This window comes from Blastococcus sp. PRF04-17 (genome assembly GCF_023016265.1).
GTDB lineage: Bacteria > Actinomycetota > Actinomycetes > Mycobacteriales > Geodermatophilaceae > Blastococcus_B.
In genome coordinates, this window is record NZ_CP095412.1 from 4,558,399 (window position 1) to 4,576,592 (window position 18,194).

Here is an 18,194-nt window from a genome sequence, read left to right on the forward strand (position 1 = left end):
CCATGAAGCCCTACCGCACCGTCATCTCCGTCCCGGGCAACAAGCCGTCCTGGTACGACAAGGCCATCGCCGCCGGAGCGGACTGCCTCTGCCTCGACCTCGAGGACTCGGTCCCGCCCGCGGAGAAGGAGTCCGCCCGCGAGGCCATCCGCGACGCCATCGGCCGCATCGCCGAGCAGTACCCGAAGGTCGGCCTGTTCGTGCGCCCCAACGCGCTGGACACCGGCGAGACGGGCGCCGACCTCGAGGCCGTCGTCGTCCCCGGGCTGACCGGCGTCTTCGCCCCCAAGGTGGGCTCGGCGACCGAGGTGGCCAAGTACGACGCCCTCGTCGAGCACTTCGAGCGGCGCAACGGCGCCTCCGGCATCGAGTACATCCTGCCGATGGAGACCATCCAGGGCATCCAGCACTGCGAGGAGATCGCCCTGGCCTCGCCCCGGGTGGGCGCGCTGATCGGCCCGACCGCGGAGCACGCCGACATCGCCATCGCCGTCGGGTACGAGTGGTCGCCCGAGGGCACCGAGACCCGCTACCACCGCACCCGCATCCTGCTCGCCGCCCGCGCCGCCGGGGTGCACCCGCTCACCGCGCTCTGGGAGCGCATCCGCGACCTCGACGGCCTGGAGAAGTTCACGGTCGACAGCCGCAAGATGGGCTTCCGGGGGCAGGTCGTGCTGCACCCCACGCACGTGCCGGTGGTCAACCGCGTCTACACGCCCGCCGCCGAGGACGTTGATTTCTACCGCGGCCTGCTCAAGGCCTACGAGGACGCCGAGGCCGCGGGCCTCGGAGCCGTCATGTACGGCGACATCCACATCGACAAGGCGCACGCCGACAAGGCGACCGCGTGGCTCGCCCGGGTGGACGCCCTCGCCGCGCTGCACGGCGGCATCTGACCCCCGTTCCGACCCAGGAGAGGACACCCTCATGCGCGGCCTGTACTTCGAAGAGTTCGAAGATGGCATGGAGATCAAGCACGCGTTCACCCGGACCGTCACCGAGATGGACAACGTGCTGTTCACCTCGTGCACCATGAACGTGGCGCCGATCCACCTCGACGAGGAGTACTCGAAGGCGAACCTGCCCCAGGGGCAGCGGCTGTTCAACAGCCTGTACATCGCGGCGCTGGTCGGCGGCATGATCGTGCCGGAGCTGACCTACAAGACGACGATCGGCAACCTGGGCTACGAGAAGATGACCTTCCCGGCTCCGGTCTTCCACGGCGACACGATCCGCGCCGAGTCGACCATCCTGAAGAAGCGCGAGTCGAAGAGCCGCACGGACGCCGGCATCGTGTGGTTCGAGCACCGCGGCTACAACCAGCGCGACGAGCTGATCCACCTGTGCCACCGCACCGGCATGATGATGCGCAAGCCGGCCGACGAGCACGCCGCCACCGCCTCCTGACGGCCGGGCGTGCACGCCGGTGGCGCCCTGCGGCCGCGCCGGGGGAGTGCTGTCCGGTCAGCCGAGGAAGTTGTGGTCCCAGGGGATCGTGGCGTCCATGACGTGCGGGTACTTCCGCTCGGCGTAGCGCTCGTAGGCCTCGATGTGCTCGCGCATGCGGGCGGCCGACGCCGAGGCGTCGCGGGACTTGAGCGCCTCGAAGATCTCCTCGTGGGACCGCACGATCGCGGCCCGGTGGACGCTCGGGTAGGCGACTCCCAGGGCGGTGCCGTCCATGATGCCGAGCAGCGAATCGACCATGTACGCGAACAGGGCGTTGCCCGACGCGCGCGCGATGATGTCGTGGAACTGCCGGTTGGCCTCGAAGAACGGGTCCTGCTCGTCGATGTACCGGTGCATCCGGTCGACGGTCTCGTTGAGCTCGTCGAGGCACTGCTCGCTCATCCGCTGCGCCGCCAGGCTGCTGATCATCGGCTCCAGTGCGGTCCGGACCTCGACGATCGTCCGGTACGGCGCGCCCTGCAGCTGCATCAGCAGCACGAACGTGCTGGCCAGGTGGGATCCGTCCGGCGTCCGGAACACCGGGCCGCCGCGGGGTCCGGGCTTGAGGGAGATGACGCCCTGGACCTCCAGGAGGCGCAGCGCCTCGCGCAGCGTCCCCCGACCGGTCTGGTACTTCTCCAGCATCGCCCGCTCCGGCGTGAGCAGGTCGCCGGGGCGCAGGTTGTCGCGCAGGGCGTCCCGCACGATCCGCTGGGCGACGAGCATCGCCGCCTTCTGCGGCCGCGGGGCAGATGCACTCACGGGGCGCTCCCTTCGCGCAGATCTGTGATCCCATCCATGTTAAAGATGAACATCGTCACAGCACCAGTTCCTCGTGCGTGCGGTGCCCACTCGGTGGGAGAGCGGAGCGGACGCATGGCTTCTGCCACGAGGGCGGCGCGCCGGCCGGCCGTCCACGTGGCCGGCTGAGCATGCTCAGCTTCGCGACCATGGCCACGGTCGCTCTGCGACCCGACGGGTCGGCGACGGTGCAGTACCCCCTGGACCGCGTGCTCGCCGCGGCCGCGCAGGCCGGCTTCCGCGGCGTCGGCGTGGACTGGTTCAGCCTGCGCGCCGCCGAACGGGCCGGCACCGACGCCGCCGCCATCGGCGAGCGGGCCCGCGACCTCGGGCTCGCCCTCACCGATCTGTCCGCGTACGGGCTCGGCACCGACGAGCGCGCTGACGACCCGGTGGCCCGGTCGATGGCCCGGCGGTGCGCGGCCCTCGGCGTCCCGTCGTGCGCGTTGGTGCTGTCGGTGCCGCCGTCGCCCGCGGTGTACGACCGGATCGCCCGCGTCGCCGACACGTTCGGGGCCGCCGGCGTCCGGCTCGCGCTGGAGTTCGTGCCGTACACCGCCGTCCGGACCCTGGCCGAGGCGCGGGAGGTGTGCGAGCGGGTGGGCACCGAGCGCTGCGGCCTGCTGGTGGACACGTGGCACCTGGCGCGCAGCGGGGCTCCGCGGGTGACCTCGCCGGGCTGGGCGCGCACGAGATCGCCGGCGTGCAGGTGGCCGACGCGGCGTCCCTGCCCGGTGGGGACCTCGCGGCGGAGAGCCGGCAGGGCCGCCTTCTCCCGGGGGAGGGGGCCGTCGACCTCGCCGCGGTCGCCGCCGTGCTGCGGAACGTCGGGTACTCCGGTCCGCTCGGCACCGAGGTGCTCTCCGCCGAGCTGGCCGAGCGGCCACCCGAGGAGGTCGCCGAGGCCTGCTTCCGCGCCGCGGCGGTCTACTTCCCCGGCTGAGCCGACGACTCGATGGCCGCGATGCCCGGCACGAGGTCCCGGCCGAGCTCGTCGAGGTAGGAGAGGAACCACTCGGGGTCCATGTCCGGCCAGCCGGCGCGGAGGACGAGCGGGTCCACCGGCAGCGTGGTGGCGATCCGCCGGATCTGGGCCAGCACGTCGTCCGCCGAGCCCGCGAGCACGTGCGCGCCGACGAACTCGGCGAAGTTGCGCTCCACCTCGTCCGGCGTCCACGTCTCGTGCGCGTTCTGCGCGTAGTGCAGGTACCGCTTCGCCGACGCCTGCTCGAACCTCGCCAGCGCGTCCGCCCGGTCGGCGCCGAGGAACACGTTGCGCCGGAGCGGTTGGGGGTTCGGCCTGATGCCCCGGGACGCCTGCTCCGCCGCGAACGCGTCCAGCAGCGGCCCGACGTCGGCCAGGTCGACCGCCGGCGGCACGATCCACTTGTCGGCGACCCGGCCGGCGCGGCGCACGGCCCTGGGTGCGTGCCCGCCCACCCAGACCGGCGGGTGCGGCTCCTGCCAGGGCCGGATGTGCGGCTGTGCGCCGTCCAACTGCCAGAAGCGGCCGGAGAAGGTGACCGTGTCCTGCGTCCAGAGCGCCTTCATCAGCTCGAGGCCCTCCTCGAACCGCTGCACGCGCTCACCCCATGGCACGCCGAGGTGGTCGAACTCCTCGGGCCGGTAGCCCAGTCCGATGCCCACGACCAGGCGGCCCTCGGTCATCACGTCGAGGCTGGCGAGCTCCTCGGCCAGCAGCACCGGGTGGTAGACCGGCGACATGAGCACGGTCGTCACCAGCCGGACGTCGGGGTCCACCTCGGCGGCGAGGCGGGCGAGCACCGGCACCGGCTGCAGGCAGGTGTAGTCGCCGTACAGGAAGTGCTGACCGAGGCAGAGGTAGCGGAAGCCGTTCCGTTGCGCGGCCTCGACCTGGCGCAGCAGTTCGGTGAACTGGCGCTTCGGCCCCCACGCCCTGGGGAGGTCGCTCAGCAGTACGCCGACGTCCACGGACCGGTCCGAGGCCTCAGCGACCCTGCCAGCGCGGCGCGCGCTTCTCCTTGAAGGCGGTGGCCCCCTCGCGAGCATCCTCCGACGAGCGCACCGGTTCGCTGATCTCGCGCTGCCGGTCGAACCGCTCGGCGGCGGGCCACTCCGGGGACTCGATCAGGATCCGCTTGCTCGCCGCGACGGCCAGCGGGCCGTTCGCCGCGATGGCCGTGGCCATGCCCAACGCCTCGTCGAGCGCGCCGCCCTTCGGCGTCAGCCGGTTGACCAGCCCCACCTCGTAGCCGCGGGTCGCCGCGACGAGCTCGCCGGTGAGCGCCCACTCCATCGCCACGTGGTACGGGATCCGCTGGGGGAGGCGCAGCAGTCCGCCGCCGGCGGCGACCAGGCTGCGCTTCACCTCGGGCAGGCCGAACTTGGCGTCCTCGGCGGCGACGAGCATGTCGCAGGCCAGGGCGATCTCGAACCCGCCGGCGATCGCGTAGCCCTCGAGCGCGGCGATGATCGGCTTCACCGGCGGGCCCTCGACGATGCCCGCGAAACCGCGGCCCGGGATCGAGGGGCGCTCTCCGGCCAGGAACGCCTTGAGGTCCATGCCGGCGCAGAAGGTGCCGCCGGCCCCGGTGATCACGCCGGCGACCAGGGAGCGGTCCTCGTCGAGGCGGTCCATCGCTTCGCCGATCGCGACGGCGGTCTCGGTGTTGATCGCGTTGCGGGCCTCGGGCCGGTTGATGGTGACGACCAGGACGCCCTCGACGACGTCGGTGAGAACGCTGTCGCTCACGGCCAGGCCGCTCACGGGCGGGGGCCCATGCGCACGGCGCCGTCCAGGCGGATCGTCTCGCCGTTGAGGTAGGAGTTGTCGAGGATGTGCAGCGCGGTGGACGCGAACTCCTCCGGCCGGCCGAGCCGGGCGGGGTTGGGCACCTGGCGGGCCAGACCCGCCTTCACCTCGTCACCGTGCCGGTCCAGGATCGGGGTGTCGAAGATGCCGGGGGCGATGGAGCACACGCGGACGAGCTGCCGGGACAGATCCCGGGCGGCGACGAGGGTCAGGCCGACCACGCCGGCCTTGGCCGAGGCGTAGGGCAGTTGCCCGATCTGGCCCTCGAACGCGGCCACCGACGCGGTGAGCACGCAGGCACCGCGCTCGCCGTCGATGGGCTCGTTGGCGGCCATGCGCGCAGCGGCCAGCCGCAGCACGTTGAAGGAGCCGGCCAGGTTGATGTCGACGATCTCGCGGTACAGGTCGTAGTCGCCGGGGGAACCGTCCTTGTTGACCACCCGCACCGTCCCGCCGCGGCCGGCGCAGTGGACGAGGGCGCGCAACGGCGCCCGCTGCGTGGCGACGTCCAGGGCGCGGTCGACGGCCTCGGCGTCGCGGACGTCGGCAGGGGAGAAGCTGGCCAGCTCGCCGAGCTTCGCCGCGACCTCCTCGCCGGCCGACGACGGCAGGTCGATGATCGTGACGGCGACGCCGCGCTCGATCAGGGCGGTGGCGGTGGCCAGCCCGAGACCGGAGGCGCCTCCGGTGACGACGGCGGAGCTGTCGGTCAGGTCCACGTGGGTTCCTTCCAGGTGCAGGTCAGAAGAGGCCGGTCGGCGCTGGGGTCGGTCAGCCGAGCCGCTCGACGATGGTGGCGTTGGCCATGCCGCCGGCCTCGCACATCGTCTGCAGCCCGTATCGGCCACCGGTCTGCTCGAGGTGGTTGAGCAGGGTGGTCATGAGCCGGGCACCGGAGGCGCCCAGCGGGTGCCCGAGGGCGATGGCGCCACCACGGGGGTTGAGCTTGTCCTCGGCCACGCCGAACTCGGCCTGCCACGCCAGCGGCACGGAGGCGAACGCCTCGTTGACCTCGACGGCGTCCATCTGGTCGATGGTCATCCCGGCCCGGGCCAGCGCCTTGACGGTCGCCGGGATGGGTCCGGTCAGCATGAGGGTCGGGTCGTCGCCGACGACGGACGACGCGACGATCCGTGCGCGGGGGCGCAGGCCCAGCGCGGCCGCCTTGTCGGCGCTCATCACCAGCAGGGCGCCGGCCCCGTCGGTGATCTGCGAGGAGTTGCCGGCGGTGACCTTCCAGTTGATGGCCGGGAAGCGCTCGCGCATCGTGTCGGTGCCGAACGCCGGCGTCAGGGTGGCCAGCTTCTCCACCGTGGTCTGGGGCCGGATCGACTCGTCGGTGGACACGACGCTGCCGTCCGGGGTGGTCACCGGGACGATCTCGTCGTCGAAGCCGCCCGCGGCCGCGGTGGCGGCGGCGCGCTGGTGGGAGCGGGCGGAGTACTCGTCGAGCTGGGCCCGGGAGATCCCCCACTTGTCGGCGACGAGCTCCGCGGAGACGCCCTGCGGCACGAGGTCCGGGAACCGGGCCCGCACCCCGGGGCCGTGCGGGTCGGCGCCCATGCGGGCCGAGCCCATCGGGACCCGGCTCATCGACTCGATGCCCGCCGCGACGACGATGTCGTTGGCGCCGGCCACGATGCTCTGCACGGCGAACTCGAGGGCCTGCTGGCCCGAGCCGCACTTGCGCTCGATGGTCACCGACGGCACGTGCACGGGATAGCCGGCGGCGAGCCAGGCCTGCCGGCCGGGGGTGCCCGAGTGCTCGCCGGCCTGCCCGACGCAGCCGACCATGACGTCGTCCACCGTGCCGGGGTCGATGCCCGTGCGGTCCACCAGGCCCCGGAGGACGGCGGCCAGCAGGTCGACCGCGTGGACGCCGGACAGCGCCCCGCCCTGCTTGCCGCGCCCCATCGGGGAGCGGACCGCGTCGACGATGACGGCCTCGGGCATGGCTTCCTCCTGGCTAATCGCTGATCATCAATAACGTAGCCCGGCCTACCCCTTGGGCGGAAGGGCGAGTCGTGTAAAGATGCTCACCAATATCATGTTTCGCGCCACACCTACGGAGGAGCGGTCATGGGCAAGCTGGGCGTCGACGATCTCGAGAACCTCAAGGGCACGCATCTGGACAAGGCCGATCAGGCCGAGCTCCTGAAGGCCCAGACCGAGTGCACGGTCATCTTCCTCGACGAGGAAGGGTGGCCCTGCGGCGTCGTGATGAGCTTCTTCGAGGAGAACGGCACCTTCTGGCTCACCGCCGTGGAGGGCCGTCACCAGGTGAAGGCCTTCGACCGCGACCCCCGCTGCTCGATCGTCGTCTCCAGCGCCGGCAGCGGCCTGCCGGGCCGCCGGATGCTGTCGATCCGCGGCGAGGCCACCGTCCACCGCGACGACGAGACCAAGCAGTGGTTCCTCGACCAGTTCACCACCCGCCTGCAGCCGGCCGACCCGGTCTCGTGGCGGAAGCTCCTCGACAGCCCGAAGCGCGTGGTCTTCGAGGTGCGGGTCACCTCGATCCTCGCCAGCCACGACCAGCGCAAGATCGCCGGCAACGGCCGCGGGATGGGGAGTTGAGGGCGTGGCGACCCATCTGATGGTGGTGCTCAGCAACGTCAAGCCGGGCCAGGAGGAGGAGTTCAACCGCTGGTACGGCGTCCACATGCTCGAGACGATCAACAAGCTGCAGGGCTTCGCCTCGGGTCAGCGCTTCGAGCTCGCCCAGCTCCCCGGCGCCCCCGCCGTCCCCTATCGCTACCTCGCCGTCTACGAGGTCGACGGGGAGACGCCGGAGGACCTCCAGCGCGCCTACGACCAGTTCCGGTGGCAGCGGCAGGAGCGGGCGGAGGCGCTGGCCGCGGGCCGTGACCCCGTCGTCTCGGTGTCCGACACCCTCGACACCGACCACTTCCTCGTCGGCTTCTTCTCCGCGATCACCGACAAGGTGCCCTCCGACCACGTCACGGCGCGCGCATGACCCGCAGGCTCGAGGGCCGCGTCGCGGCCGTCGTCGGCGGCGGCTCCGGGATGGGCCGGGCCACCGCGCGTCGGCTGGCGGACGAGGGCGCGCACGTCTACGTCGCGGACCTCTCCGAGGACGCCGCCAAGACGGTCGCCGGCGAGATCGGTGACTCGGCCGTCCCGTGGCAGCTGGACGCGACCGACAACGACGCGCTGCGCGACTCTACGCCGCGATCGAGCGCGAGCACGGCGTGCTGCACGTGCTGCACGACCAGGTGGGCATGCCGGGCGCCGGAGGCATCGACGTCTCCGAGGACGACTTCCAGCGGTCGATCGACGTCAACGTCAAGAGCGCCTTCTACGTGACGACGCTGGGCTACGAGCTCGTGAAGAAGGCCGACCGCAAGGGCTCGATCACGATGACCGCGTCGACGGCGGCGCTCATCGGCTCGCCGTTCAGCCCCCTGTACTCCCTGACCAAGGGCGCGCTGACCGCCTACGCGCGGGCGCTGGCGCTGGTCGGCGGCCCGGACGGCGTGCGGGTCAACGTCATCTGTCCCGGGCCGGTGGACACCCCGATGCTGCCCACGTTCTTCGGCCGCGACCCCGGCGCCGACATGGCCGACCTGATGCACAACTTCATCTCGCTGGTCCCGCTGGGCGGCCCGCGACGCCGGAGGAGATCGCCGGCGTCGTCGCGTTCCTCGCCAGTGACGACGCCGGGTTCGTGACCGGTGTGACCATCCCGATCGACGGAGGACTGACCGCCCGATGACCGACACCGCCACCCTCGCCGCCCGCAGCGCCGAGCTGTACTACACCTACGCCCGCGCCGTGGACGAGGAGGACCTGGACACCCTCCGCTCGATCGTCACCGACGACGTCCTGATCACCCGCGGCGACAACCCGACCGAGCAGGGCGTCGAGAAGTTCCTCGACGTCTACCGCGCGCACATCGCCCTGCAGGTGCCGGTGTGCAAGCACGTCGTCACCAACGTCCTCGCCGAGCCGGACGGCGACGAGATCAAGACGCACGCCTACTTCCAGGCCTCGTTTTTCTTCGAGGACAAGACCCGGCTGATCATCGGCGTCTACGACGACGTGCACGTCGAGCGGGACGGGAAGCTCAAGCTGGCGCACAAGAAGATCCGCGTGCAGCGGGTGCTCGAGCTGCCGGCCTCCGCCGCGCTGTACGCGCACGTCGGCACCAAGTAGAAGCCAGAACCGCGGTTTCGGCCCCGTCGGACGGGGGCCGAAACCGCGGTTCTGGCCGCATCAGCGCGAGCTGAGGGCGGCGCGGACCTTCTGGACGACGGCGTCGAGGTTGCGCAGGTCGGCGGCGCTGATCCGGATGACGATCCAGCCCGCCGCCTAAAGCCGATCGATCCGGACGTCGTCACGGGCGATCTGACTCTCCTCGAAGTGGTAGGCGCCCTCGTACTCCACCGCGACCTTGGCCTCCGGCCACGCGAAGTCGAGCGCCATCTCGTGGCCGCCGACGCGCACCGGGTACTGCGGCACGGGCGCCAGGCCGGCCAGGACCAGCGCCACGCGCACCCACGACTCCGCCGGCGAGTCCGCCCGCGGATCGACGAGTTCGACGGCCCGCCGGAACCGCGCCGCCCCGTATCGGCCGGCGCCCGCCCGCGCCATGGTGCGCAGCTCCGGCAGTGCCACCGTCTCGGCACGCACCATGGCGTCCAGCGCGGCGACGGCGGTCGGCAGCCGCTCCAGTGCCGCGACGTCCCACGCCGTCCGCAGGGGAGTGGTCAGGGGCAGTCCGTCGACGACCGTCCGGTCGCCCGGTCGGAGCACCGTCTGGTGGACGCGGACGTCGCGTGGGCCGCGCCACTTCCCGTCGGCGCTCCGCAGGACGGTGACCGGGTCCGTCGTGCCGGCGAACGGTGCGCCCCACCAAGCAGCGGCGGAGTGCCCGCCGATGACGGCGCCCTGCGGCAGCAGCAGCGCGACACCCTGGCACTTCAGCTGGTGGTCGAACGGCAGTCCGGGGTCGGCGTACACCCCCTGCACCAGCCGCCGGTAACCGCGCCGCCGCAGTTGGGCTCGGGTCAGGAAGCCCTCCGAGATGGCATGGCTGGCGATGAACACCCCGGGGAGCAGCTGCCTCGTCGCGGACATCCGGACACCCTGACCGATGCCGCGCCCCCGCCGTCCCGTTGTCCACAGGGGCCGAAACCGCGGTTTCGGCCCTGTCGGACTGGAGCCGGAACCGCGGTTTCGGCTCTAGGGGCGGTAGGTGGACCAGGTCGGCAGCTTCTCGGGGTAGTCGCCCTCGGTCACCGGGGTGCCGGGCACCCGCAGCCGCCGGGCGTCGGCGAAGCTGGTCGGCATCTCGTCGGCCGGCACGTTGTACATGAACCGGATCGTGCGCGCGGCGAACACCCAGCGGTCGTCGAGCCGGACGTAGCGGTCGTCGTAGCGGTACGCGGCGAGCAGCAGCTTGTCGCCCAGCGCGAGCTCGCCGTGGCCGTTGACCACGCCGGTCGCCGTCCCGGCGTCGACGTCGACGACCGCGACGTGCGACTCCGGGGTGTGCAGCGTGGTGACGTAGCGGTCCATCATCGACGCGTAGAACGTCCGCAGGTCGGCGTGGCCCTGGACGGTGGTGCCGAGCCGGGTGAAGCTGCCGTCGGGCGCGAAGCAGGCGACCACCGTGTCGAGGTCGTGGTCGTCGACGGCCATGGAGTACAGCACGCTGAGGTTCACCAGCGCCGCCTTGTCGGCCAGCTCGCGGATCTGCCGGTAGGCCTCCTCGGGGGTCGCGGCGAGCGTGGTGGTGGTGGTCGCGGACAGCAGATCCATGGGTCGTCTCCTCGATTCAGAGCCGTACTAGGCGCATGATTGTCAGAGACTACGTCTCGGTGTTACGGTCGCCACACCCCCAGCGGCGCACCGGTTCCTGCGCCCGTTCCACCGATCCGGAGGCGCCCGTGACCGCCGTCAGCGAAGCCCCGACCGCGACCGGTCTGCGGCCGACGAAGCCGGCCGGCGTCGTCGTCACCGGTGCGGCCCAGGGTCTCGGCAAGGCCATCGCCCGCCGCTTCGCCGAGGACGGCGGCCACGTCGTCGGCCTCGACCTGCACGACACGGTCGCCGACGTCGCCCGCGAGCTGGGCGAGGGCCATGACGCCGTCGTCGGCGACGCCACGGACCCGGATGTGGTGCGCGCCGCCTGCCAGCGGGCCGCAGAACTGGGCGGGGGACTGCGCACCGTCGTCCTCAACGCCGGCGTGATCGCGCCGGGGGCGACCGTCGACTACCCGATCGAGGACTGGGACAAGGTCCTCGGCGTGAACCTGCGCGGCACGTTCATCGGCGCGCAGGTCGCCCGCCCGTTCCTCTCCGAGGGCGGCAGCATGGTGCTGCTCTCGTCCATCTGCGCGTCCCAGGGCTTCGCCGCCCGCGCCGCGTACTGCGCCTCCAAGGCCGGCGTCGACGGGCTGGTCCGGTCGCTGGCCATGGAGTGGGGACCCGACGGCATCCGGGTCAACGGCGTCGCCCCCGGCACCTTCGAGACCGAGATGCAGAAGGCGATGGTCGCCAGCGGCTTCGTCTCGGTGCAGCGCTACATCGACCGCATCCCGATGAACCGCGTCGGCCGGCCCGAGGAGCTCGCCGACGCGGTGGCCTACCTCGCCTCCGACCGCGCGAGCTACATCAGCGGCGTCGTCCTCGCCGTCGACGGCGGCTGGGCCGGCGGCGGACTCCCGGCGCAGGCCTGACTACCCCGCGACGACACCCCCAGACGAGAAGAGAAAGGCCCCCACATGGTCCAGCTCGGCATCCTGCTCAGCGACAACCCGAAGTCGGTCTCGGGCCCCCAGCAGTTCAAGGACATCCAGCGGATCGTGGAGGTGGCCCAGAACAACGGCTTCAACCACATCGCGATCGGCCAGCACTTCCTCTACGGCGAGCTGCGCTGGCTGCAGCCGGTGCCGCTGCTGGCGCGGCTCGCGGCCGACTGCGACCCGGGCACCCGCCTGGTCACCAACATCATGATCGCGCCGCTGTACCACCCGGTGATGCTGGCCGAGGAGATCGCCACCCTCGACATCGTCACCGAGGGCCGGTTCGTGTTCGGCGCCGGCCTGGGCTACCGGCCCGAGGAGTTCGACTACCTGGACGTGCCCTACAAGGAGCGCGCCGGCCGGTTCAACGAGTCCCTGGAGCTGATGAAGAAGCTCTGGACCCAGGAGTCGGTCACGCACCACGGCAAGTACTGGACGCTGGACGACGTCCATCCCCACATCTTCCCGGTGCAGCAGCCGCACCCGCCCATCTGGATCGGCGCGCACGCGGTGCCGGGTGTGCAGCGGGCGGCCAAGTACGGCGACGGCTTCGTCTCCCCGCCGGAGACGCCCAAGCACGAGGTGGCGGCCCGGTACAAGATCGTCGAGGAAGGCTTCAAGGCCCGCGGCAAGGAGTTCGGGCCGCAGCCGCTGCGCCGCAACATCCTGGTCGCCGACACCCGCGAGGAGGCGATCGCCGAGTACGCCCGCGTCGCCAAGGGCCGGTACATCACCTACGCCCAGAAGGGCCTCGACGTCTACAACGTCGAGCAGCTGGAGAAGGAGTTCGCCGAGGCGGTCGCCGGCCACGCCATCATCGGCACTCCGGACGACGTCGTCGCCGCGCTGGTCGACCTGGTCACCACCCTCCCCGTCGACCCGCTGATGGTGCGCCCCCAGTGGCCGGCCATGGACATCGAGGAGACCATCAAGACCATCGAACGGCTCGGCCGCGAGATCGTGCCTGCGCTCAAGGACATCGAGCCCATCCGGCACATCCCCGACGAGTCGCTGGTGGGGGCACCGGCGTGAGCGACCGGACGCGTTACTACACCGACCTGGTCCCGACCTTCCCCGACCCGGAGACGTGGACGTTCGCCCACGTGCTGCGGCACTGGGCGGAGCAGCGGCCCGACGCGCTGGTGCTCGACTGCCCCGAGGAGCAGTTCACCCTCACCTACGCGCAGGCGCTGGCCGGCGCCGAGGTGGTGGGCAGCGCCCTGTACGCCGACGGCGCGGCGCAGGGCGACCGCGTCGTCCTCATGGCGGCGAACTCCTCCCGGTTCGTCCGCACCTGGTTCGGCGCCGCACTCGGCGGGCTCGTCGAGGTGCCGATCAACACCAACTACGAGGGCGAGTTCCTGCGCCACCAGCTCGACATCGCCCAGGCCCGGTTCGCGGTCATCGACGACGTGTTCGCCGAGCGGTGGGTCGCCATCGCCGAGCACGCGCGGATGGTCGAGAAGTTCTACGTGATCGACACGGGCCAGGGTGTCCTGGACAAGGCGGTGGCGCTGCTGCGCGAGAACGGCTGGGCCGCCGCCCACTGGGACGAGCTGGAACAGGCCGAGCGCCGGGAGCTCCCCGTACCCCGGCCGCAGGACCTCGGCGCCATCTTCTACACGTCGGGCACCACCGGGCCCTCCAAGGGCGTGGCGATGCCGTTCGGGCAGCTGTACTTCTTCGCCCAGATCGTCGTCTCCCTGACCCGGCTCACCCCGGACGACGTGTACCTGACGACGACGCCGCTCTTCCACGGCAACGCGCAGTTCATGGCGGCCTACCCGGCGATCGTGGCGGGTGGCCGTGCGGTGATCCGGCCGAAGTTCAGCGCCAGCCGCTGGATCGACCACGTCCGCGACTCCGGCGTCACGGTGACCAACTTCGTCGGCGTGATGATGGACTTCGCCTGGAAGCAGGCACCGCGGGAGAACGACCGCGACAACGTGCTGCGCTGCGTGTACGCCGCACCGACGGCCAGCACCTACGTCGAGGAGTTCAAGGAGCGCTACGGCATCGAGGCGTTCGTCGACGCCTTCGGCCTCACCGAGACCTGCGCCCCGATCATGTCGCCCTACGGCGAGCCGCGGCCCGCCGGCGCCGCGGGGCTGCAGAACAAGGAGTGGTTCGACATCCGGCTGGTCGACCCGGAGACCGACCGGGAGGTCCCGGTGGGGGAGGTCGGCGAGCTCGTCGTCCGCCCGGTCCACCCGTGGACGTGCAGCAACGGCTACTACAACATGCCGGAGAAGACCGTCGAGACGTGGCGGAACCTCTGGTTCCACACCGGTGACGCGCTGCGCCGCGACGAGGACGGCTGGTACTACTTCATCGACCGCTACAAGGACGCCCTCCGGCGTCGCGGCGAGAACATCAGCTCCTACGAGGTGGAGCAGGCGATCCTCGGCCATCCGGCCGTCGTCGAGTGCGCCGTGATCGGCGTGCCGGCCGACCAGGAGGCCGGCGAGGACGAGGTGCTGGCCGTGGTCGTCGCCTCCGAGCCGGTCGAGCCCGCCGACGTCCTGACCTGGTGCGAGGGGCGCATCCCCGCCTTCGCCATCCCGCGCTACCTGCGGGTGACCTCCGCCCTGCCCAAGACCCCGTCCGAAAAGGTCCGCAAGGCCGCCCTGCGCGAGGACGGCATCACCCCAGACACCTACGACCGCACGGCCGGCTGAGCCCGAACGGAGAACTGCCATGACCACGACGACGCCGTACCAGCGGCACCCCATGCAGGACTGGGTCCCCGAGACCCGCACCCTGCTCATCGGCGGGCGGCCCACCGAGCCCCAGGGTGAGACCTGGGACGTGGTGAACCCGGCCACCGAGGAGATCATCGCCACCGTCGGCGGCGCCTCGGCCGCGCAGGTCGACGAGGCCGTGGCCGCCGCCCGGCACGCCTTCCCGGCCTGGGCCGCGCTGTCGGGCGAGGAGCGCGCGCGCCACATCCACCGGTTCGCCGACGTCCTGGAGGCGGCGGCCGACCGGCTGCTGCCCTCCATCGTCAACGAGGTCGGCACGCCGGTCGCGCTGGCGGAGTACCTGCAGGTCAAGATGGCCGTGCAGGAGCACCTGCGCTGGGCCGCCGAGGCCGCCAAGGTCGACCGCACCATCCACCTGGGCGGCTACGACAAGCCGTACCCGACCGAGAGCGACGTCGTCCACGACCCGGTCGGCGTCGTCGCCGCGATCACCGGCTACAACTACCCGCTGAACCTGGCGATCTTCAAGTTCGGCGCCGCGCTGGCCGCCGGCTGCACGGTCGTGCTGCTGCCCTCGCCGCGGACGCCGCTGACCACGCTGCTCCTCGGCGACCTGATCCAGGAGGCCGGGCTGCCGCCGGGCGTCATGAACGTGATCATCGGCGGCATCGACGTCGGGCAGCAGCTGTCCTCGCACCCGGGCGTCGACCGGGTCTCGTTCACCGGCTCGGACGCCGTCGGCGCCCGGATCATGGAGCAGGCCGCGCGCAACCTCACCGGCGTCACCCTCGAGCTCGGCGGCAAGTCCCCGAGCCTGGTCATGCCGGACGTCGACGTGCACAAGATCGCCGTCGAGATGCACCTGCGGTGGTCACGCAACGGCGGCCAGGGCTGCGCCGCGCTGGCCCGGCTGCTGGTGCACGAGGACAAGTACGAGGAGTTCCTCGCCGCCGGTGCCTCGGCCTTCGACCAGATGGTCGTCGGCGACCCGTGGGACCCGGCCACCAACATCGGCCCGATGATCCGGCCCGACCACCGGGAACGGGTGCTCGGCTTCATCGACGACTCGGTCTCCATCGGCGGCAAGAAGCTGCTCGAGGTGACCAAGCCGCTGCCGGAGAAGGGCTACTTCGTCAACCCGGTGCTGCTGGGCGACCTGCCGCACGACGCCCGCGCGGTGCAGCAGGAGATCTTCGGCCCGGTGGCGGTGATCCTGCCCTTCAAGGACACCGACCACGCCATCCGCCTGGCCAACGACACCGCCTACGGGCTGGCGGCGAACGTGTGGTGCAACGACCCGGTCGAGGCCCGCCGCATCGCGATGCAGATCCGCGCCGGCACGGTGTGGATCAACGGCGGCGGCGCCATGCGCCCGGATGCGCCGTTCGGCGGCTACGGCCGGTCCGGCGTCGGCCGCGAGCTCGGCGAGTGGGGCGTGCGCGAGTACCTGGAGCCCAAGCACATCCAGTGGAGGCTCTGATGGCCGACACCCCGAACGGCGCGGGGCGGCCGCTGGCCGGCGTCCGGGTGCTCGAGCTCGGTTCGATGTACGCGGCGCCGACGTGCGGTCGGATGCTGCGCGACTTCGGCGCCGACGTCATCAAGGTCGAGGACCCGACGTCGGGTGACTACGCCCGGCAGTGGACGCCGATGAAGAACGGCCAGTCGTTCGGCTTCGCGCGGCTGAACTCGGGCAAGCGCTCGGTCGCCATCGACCTGCGCAGCGACGCCGGCCGCGACCTGATCAAGCGGCTGGCCGCCCAGGTCGACGTCGTGATCGAGAACTTCCGGCCCGGCCGGATGGACGCCTGGGGACTGGGCTACTCGGCACTCGCCGCCGTGAACCCGGGCATCGTGGTGACCAGCGTGTCCGGCTTCGGCCAGACCGGGCCCTACCGGGAGAAGCCGGGCTTCGGCACCGTCGCGGAGACCGGCAGCGGCTTCGCCTTCATCAACGGCTGGCCGGAGACCCCGCCGACGTCGCCTCCGTTCGGCTTCGCCGACTCCATCTCCGGCATCTCCGCGGCCATGGGGACAGCGATGGCGCTGTTCCGCCGCGAGCGGACCGGCCAGGGCGACCACGTGGACGTGTCCCTGTACGAGCCGCTCATGTTCATCGTCGGCGACATGATCATGAACTACACGGGCACCGGCTTCGTGCAGGGCCGGGTCGGCAACGGGACCGGTTCGGCGTCGCCCCGCGGCGTGTACCGGGCGGCCGACGGCAAGTGGCTCTCGATCGCCGCGTCCAACCAGGGCATCGCCAGGCGGCTGTTCGCGGCGATGGGCCGGCCGGAGCTCATCGAGGACCCGCGCTACGCCACCAACGAGGTGCGGATGCAGCACAACGACGAGCTGCAGGAGATGGTCGTCGCCTGGGTGGCCGAGCGCCCGCGCGACGAGATCCTCAAGGTGCTCGACGAGTACGAGGTCGTCTGCTCCCAGGTGAACGACGCGAGCGACATCGTCGAGGACCCGCACTTCCAGGAGCGCACCCTCGTCGAGCTGACCGGCGTCGAGACGCTGGGCCGCGTCCTCATGCCCGGCCCGGTGCTGCACTTCGCGGGCGAGGAGCGCCCCGTGTACCACGGGGTCCCGTCGATCGGCGAGCACACCGACGAGGTCCTGTCCGAGCTGCTGTCCCTCAGCGGCTCCGAGATCGCCGAGCTGGCCGAGGCGGGCACGGTGCGCTCGGGCCAGGCGCCGGCGGCCACCGAAGCGCTCCGCTGATCACGACCGAAACCGCGGTTCCGGCCCCCGTCCACGGGGGCCGGAACCGCGGTTTCGGCTACTCCTGGGTCAGGGCTGGCCGCCGTCGACGGTCAGGATCGAGCCCGTGGTGAAACTGGACGCGTCGCTGGCCAGGTAGAGCGCGGCGCCGGTGATCTCCTCGGGCCGGCCGCCGCGCTTGGCCGCGAAACCCTGGGCGCGCTGCTCGAACGCCGCCATGTCCCACGCCTTGCTGACGTCGGTCAGGAACGTGCCGGCCATGATCGCGTTCACCCGCACCGTGGGCCCGAAGGTGTGCGCGAAGCCGACGGTCAGGGCGTTCAGCCCGGCCTTGGCCGCGGCGTAGGGGAGGATCGCCGGCCGCGGCCGCACCGCGCCCATGCTCGAGATGTTGATGATCGAGCCGCCGTCCCCGGCGGCCATCCGGGTGCCGACGAGCGCCATCAACCGGAAGGGGCCCTTGAGGTTGACGCCGAGCACCTTGTCGAAGAGCTCCTCGGACACGTTCGCGACGTCGTCGTAGAGCGGGGACATGCCGGCGTTGTTCACCAGGACGTCGAGGTGCCCGAACTCGTCGTAGACCCGGTCCACCAGCTCGTCGAGCGCGGACCACTTGCCGACGTGCGCGCCGATGCCCAGCGCCCGGCGGCCGGTCGTCTCCTGCACCTCCGCCGCGAACTCCTCGCAGGCGGCCCCGTCACGGCTGGCGATGACCACGTCGGCGCCCGCCGCGGCGAACGCGAGGGTCATGGCGCGGCCCAGGCCGCGGCTGCCTCCGGTGACCAGGGCGACCTTGCCGTCGAGGGCGAACGAGGGGGCGTGGGGGGCGCGTGGGGTGGCATGGCGTCTCCTGGGATGGGTGCCGGGATCGTACTTGACGGGGTGCTATTCCTCAGTATGGTGATCATAGATAGCACCCATCCGCGGCCTCGTGCCTCCTTTCTCTCC

19 protein-coding genes and 3 pseudogenes are annotated in these 18,194 nt (G+C 71.6%); 14 read left to right on the plus strand and 8 right to left on the minus strand.

Annotated features, from left to right (window positions below):
• The first annotated feature begins 2 nt into the window (after positions 1-2).
• Entirely contained in the window at positions 3-896 is an 894-nt protein-coding gene (locus tag MVA48_RS23155) for an HpcH/HpaI aldolase/citrate lyase family protein (protein WP_246984232.1), read from the plus strand.
• A 31-nt stretch (positions 897-927) separates the two neighbouring features.
• Complete coding sequence (locus tag MVA48_RS23160; RefSeq protein WP_246984234.1) at positions 928-1,407, plus strand: MaoC family dehydratase; 480 nt, start codon at positions 928-930, stop codon at positions 1,405-1,407.
• A 57-nt stretch (positions 1,408-1,464) separates the two neighbouring features.
• Here the strand turns inward: MVA48_RS23160 and MVA48_RS23165 are convergent, their stop codons facing one another.
• Positions 1,465-2,211 carry a FadR/GntR family transcriptional regulator gene (locus MVA48_RS23165; RefSeq protein WP_246984236.1) on the minus strand — a complete coding sequence of 249 codons (747 nt, stop codon included), beginning with the start codon at positions 2,209-2,211 and terminating at the stop codon, positions 1,465-1,467.
• A 188-nt stretch (positions 2,212-2,399) separates the two neighbouring features.
• On the opposite strand from MVA48_RS23165, the pseudogene MVA48_RS24420 reads away from it, so the two are divergent.
• Positions 2,400-2,843: pseudogene (locus MVA48_RS24420) on the plus strand (sugar phosphate isomerase/epimerase family protein); the annotation flags it as partial.
• A 41-nt stretch (positions 2,844-2,884) separates the two neighbouring features.
• The gene (locus tag MVA48_RS23175; protein ID WP_246984241.1) at positions 2,885-3,193 is read left to right on the plus strand and encodes a hypothetical protein; all 309 of its coding nucleotides are present in this window, start codon (positions 2,885-2,887) and stop codon (positions 3,191-3,193) included.
• On the opposite strand, the gene MVA48_RS23180 is transcribed toward MVA48_RS23175, so the two are convergent.
• From MVA48_RS23180 to MVA48_RS23195, 4 genes are read right to left on the minus strand one after another with little or no spacing between them, the layout of a single operon-like run.
• The gene (locus MVA48_RS23180) at positions 3,178-4,203 is read right to left on the minus strand and encodes an LLM class flavin-dependent oxidoreductase (protein WP_246984243.1); all 1,026 of its coding nucleotides are present in this window, start codon (positions 4,201-4,203) and stop codon (positions 3,178-3,180) included. The two genes, MVA48_RS23175 and MVA48_RS23180, sit on opposite strands and share 16 nt — an antisense overlap.
• 16 nt (positions 4,204-4,219) lie before the next feature.
• The gene (locus MVA48_RS23185) at positions 4,220-4,984 is read right to left on the minus strand and encodes a crotonase/enoyl-CoA hydratase family protein (RefSeq protein ID WP_246984244.1); all 765 of its coding nucleotides are present in this window, start codon (positions 4,982-4,984) and stop codon (positions 4,220-4,222) included.
• Between the two features lie 11 nt (positions 4,985-4,995).
• Positions 4,996-5,763 carry an SDR family NAD(P)-dependent oxidoreductase gene (locus MVA48_RS23190; protein ID WP_246984249.1) on the minus strand — a complete coding sequence of 256 codons (768 nt, stop codon included), beginning with the start codon at positions 5,761-5,763 and terminating at the stop codon, positions 4,996-4,998.
• A gap of 52 nt (positions 5,764-5,815) precedes the next feature.
• A complete protein-coding gene (locus tag MVA48_RS23195; RefSeq protein ID WP_246984251.1) occupies positions 5,816-6,997 on the minus strand; it encodes a thiolase family protein in 1,182 nt (393 codons plus the stop codon).
• A gap of 126 nt (positions 6,998-7,123) precedes the next feature.
• Between MVA48_RS23195 and MVA48_RS23200 the strand changes: the two genes are divergently transcribed.
• From MVA48_RS23200 to MVA48_RS23215, 5 genes and pseudogenes are all read left to right on the plus strand, one after another.
• Positions 7,124-7,621 carry a pyridoxamine 5'-phosphate oxidase family protein gene (locus MVA48_RS23200; RefSeq protein ID WP_246984253.1) on the plus strand — a complete coding sequence of 166 codons (498 nt, stop codon included), beginning with the start codon at positions 7,124-7,126 and terminating at the stop codon, positions 7,619-7,621.
• Between the two features lie 4 nt (positions 7,622-7,625).
• The gene (locus MVA48_RS23205) at positions 7,626-8,021 is read left to right on the plus strand and encodes a DUF4286 family protein (RefSeq protein WP_246984255.1); all 396 of its coding nucleotides are present in this window, start codon (positions 7,626-7,628) and stop codon (positions 8,019-8,021) included.
• A 50-nt stretch (positions 8,022-8,071) separates the two neighbouring features.
• Positions 8,072-8,547: pseudogene (locus MVA48_RS24425) on the plus strand (SDR family NAD(P)-dependent oxidoreductase); the annotation flags it as partial.
• A gap of 140 nt (positions 8,548-8,687) precedes the next feature.
• Entirely contained in the window at positions 8,688-8,780 is a 93-nt protein-coding gene (locus tag MVA48_RS24430; RefSeq protein ID WP_371821268.1) for an SDR family oxidoreductase, read from the plus strand.
• Positions 8,777-9,220, plus strand: a complete 444-nt coding sequence (locus MVA48_RS23215; RefSeq protein ID WP_246984257.1) for a nuclear transport factor 2 family protein — start codon at positions 8,777-8,779, stop codon at positions 9,218-9,220. The genes MVA48_RS24430 and MVA48_RS23215 overlap by 4 nt, the downstream gene beginning before the upstream one ends.
• A gap of 156 nt (positions 9,221-9,376) precedes the next feature.
• Here MVA48_RS23215 and MVA48_RS23220 read toward each other — a convergent pair whose 3' ends face one another.
• Together MVA48_RS23220 and MVA48_RS23225 are read right to left on the minus strand one after the other, a co-directional pair.
• Positions 9,377-10,144, minus strand: coding sequence for a hypothetical protein (locus MVA48_RS23220; RefSeq protein WP_246984259.1), 768 nt, complete (start codon positions 10,142-10,144; stop codon positions 9,377-9,379).
• Between the two features lie 105 nt (positions 10,145-10,249).
• Positions 10,250-10,828, minus strand: a complete 579-nt coding sequence (locus MVA48_RS23225; protein WP_246984261.1) for a nuclear transport factor 2 family protein — start codon at positions 10,826-10,828, stop codon at positions 10,250-10,252.
• Positions 10,829-10,956: 128 nt separating this feature from the next.
• On the opposite strand from MVA48_RS23225, the gene MVA48_RS23230 reads away from it, so the two are divergent.
• Genes MVA48_RS23230 through MVA48_RS23250 form a run of 5 tightly spaced genes read left to right on the plus strand, consistent with a single transcriptional unit; the run spans position 10,957 to position 17,246 of the window.
• Complete coding sequence (locus MVA48_RS23230; RefSeq protein ID WP_246984262.1) at positions 10,957-11,748, plus strand: SDR family NAD(P)-dependent oxidoreductase; 792 nt, start codon at positions 10,957-10,959, stop codon at positions 11,746-11,748.
• Between the two features lie 45 nt (positions 11,749-11,793).
• Positions 11,794-12,846, plus strand: a complete 1,053-nt coding sequence (locus MVA48_RS23235) for an LLM class flavin-dependent oxidoreductase (protein ID WP_246984272.1) — start codon at positions 11,794-11,796, stop codon at positions 12,844-12,846.
• The gene (locus MVA48_RS23240) at positions 12,843-14,492 is read left to right on the plus strand and encodes an AMP-binding protein (protein ID WP_246984273.1); all 1,650 of its coding nucleotides are present in this window, start codon (positions 12,843-12,845) and stop codon (positions 14,490-14,492) included. Before MVA48_RS23235 ends, MVA48_RS23240 begins: the two co-directional genes overlap by 4 nt.
• 19 nt (positions 14,493-14,511) lie before the next feature.
• On the plus strand, positions 14,512-15,996 hold the full coding sequence (locus MVA48_RS23245) for an aldehyde dehydrogenase family protein (RefSeq protein ID WP_246984275.1): 1,485 nt from the start codon (positions 14,512-14,514) through the stop codon (positions 15,994-15,996).
• A complete protein-coding gene (locus tag MVA48_RS23250) occupies positions 15,996-17,246 on the plus strand; it encodes a CaiB/BaiF CoA transferase family protein (protein ID WP_246984277.1) in 1,251 nt (416 codons plus the stop codon). The genes MVA48_RS23245 and MVA48_RS23250 overlap by 1 nt, the downstream gene beginning before the upstream one ends.
• A gap of 69 nt (positions 17,247-17,315) precedes the next feature.
• Here the strand turns inward: MVA48_RS23250 and MVA48_RS23255 are convergent.
• Positions 17,316-18,038 (minus strand): annotated as a pseudogene (locus MVA48_RS23255) (SDR family NAD(P)-dependent oxidoreductase); the annotation flags it as partial.
• Positions 18,039-18,194: the final 156 nt, after the last annotated feature.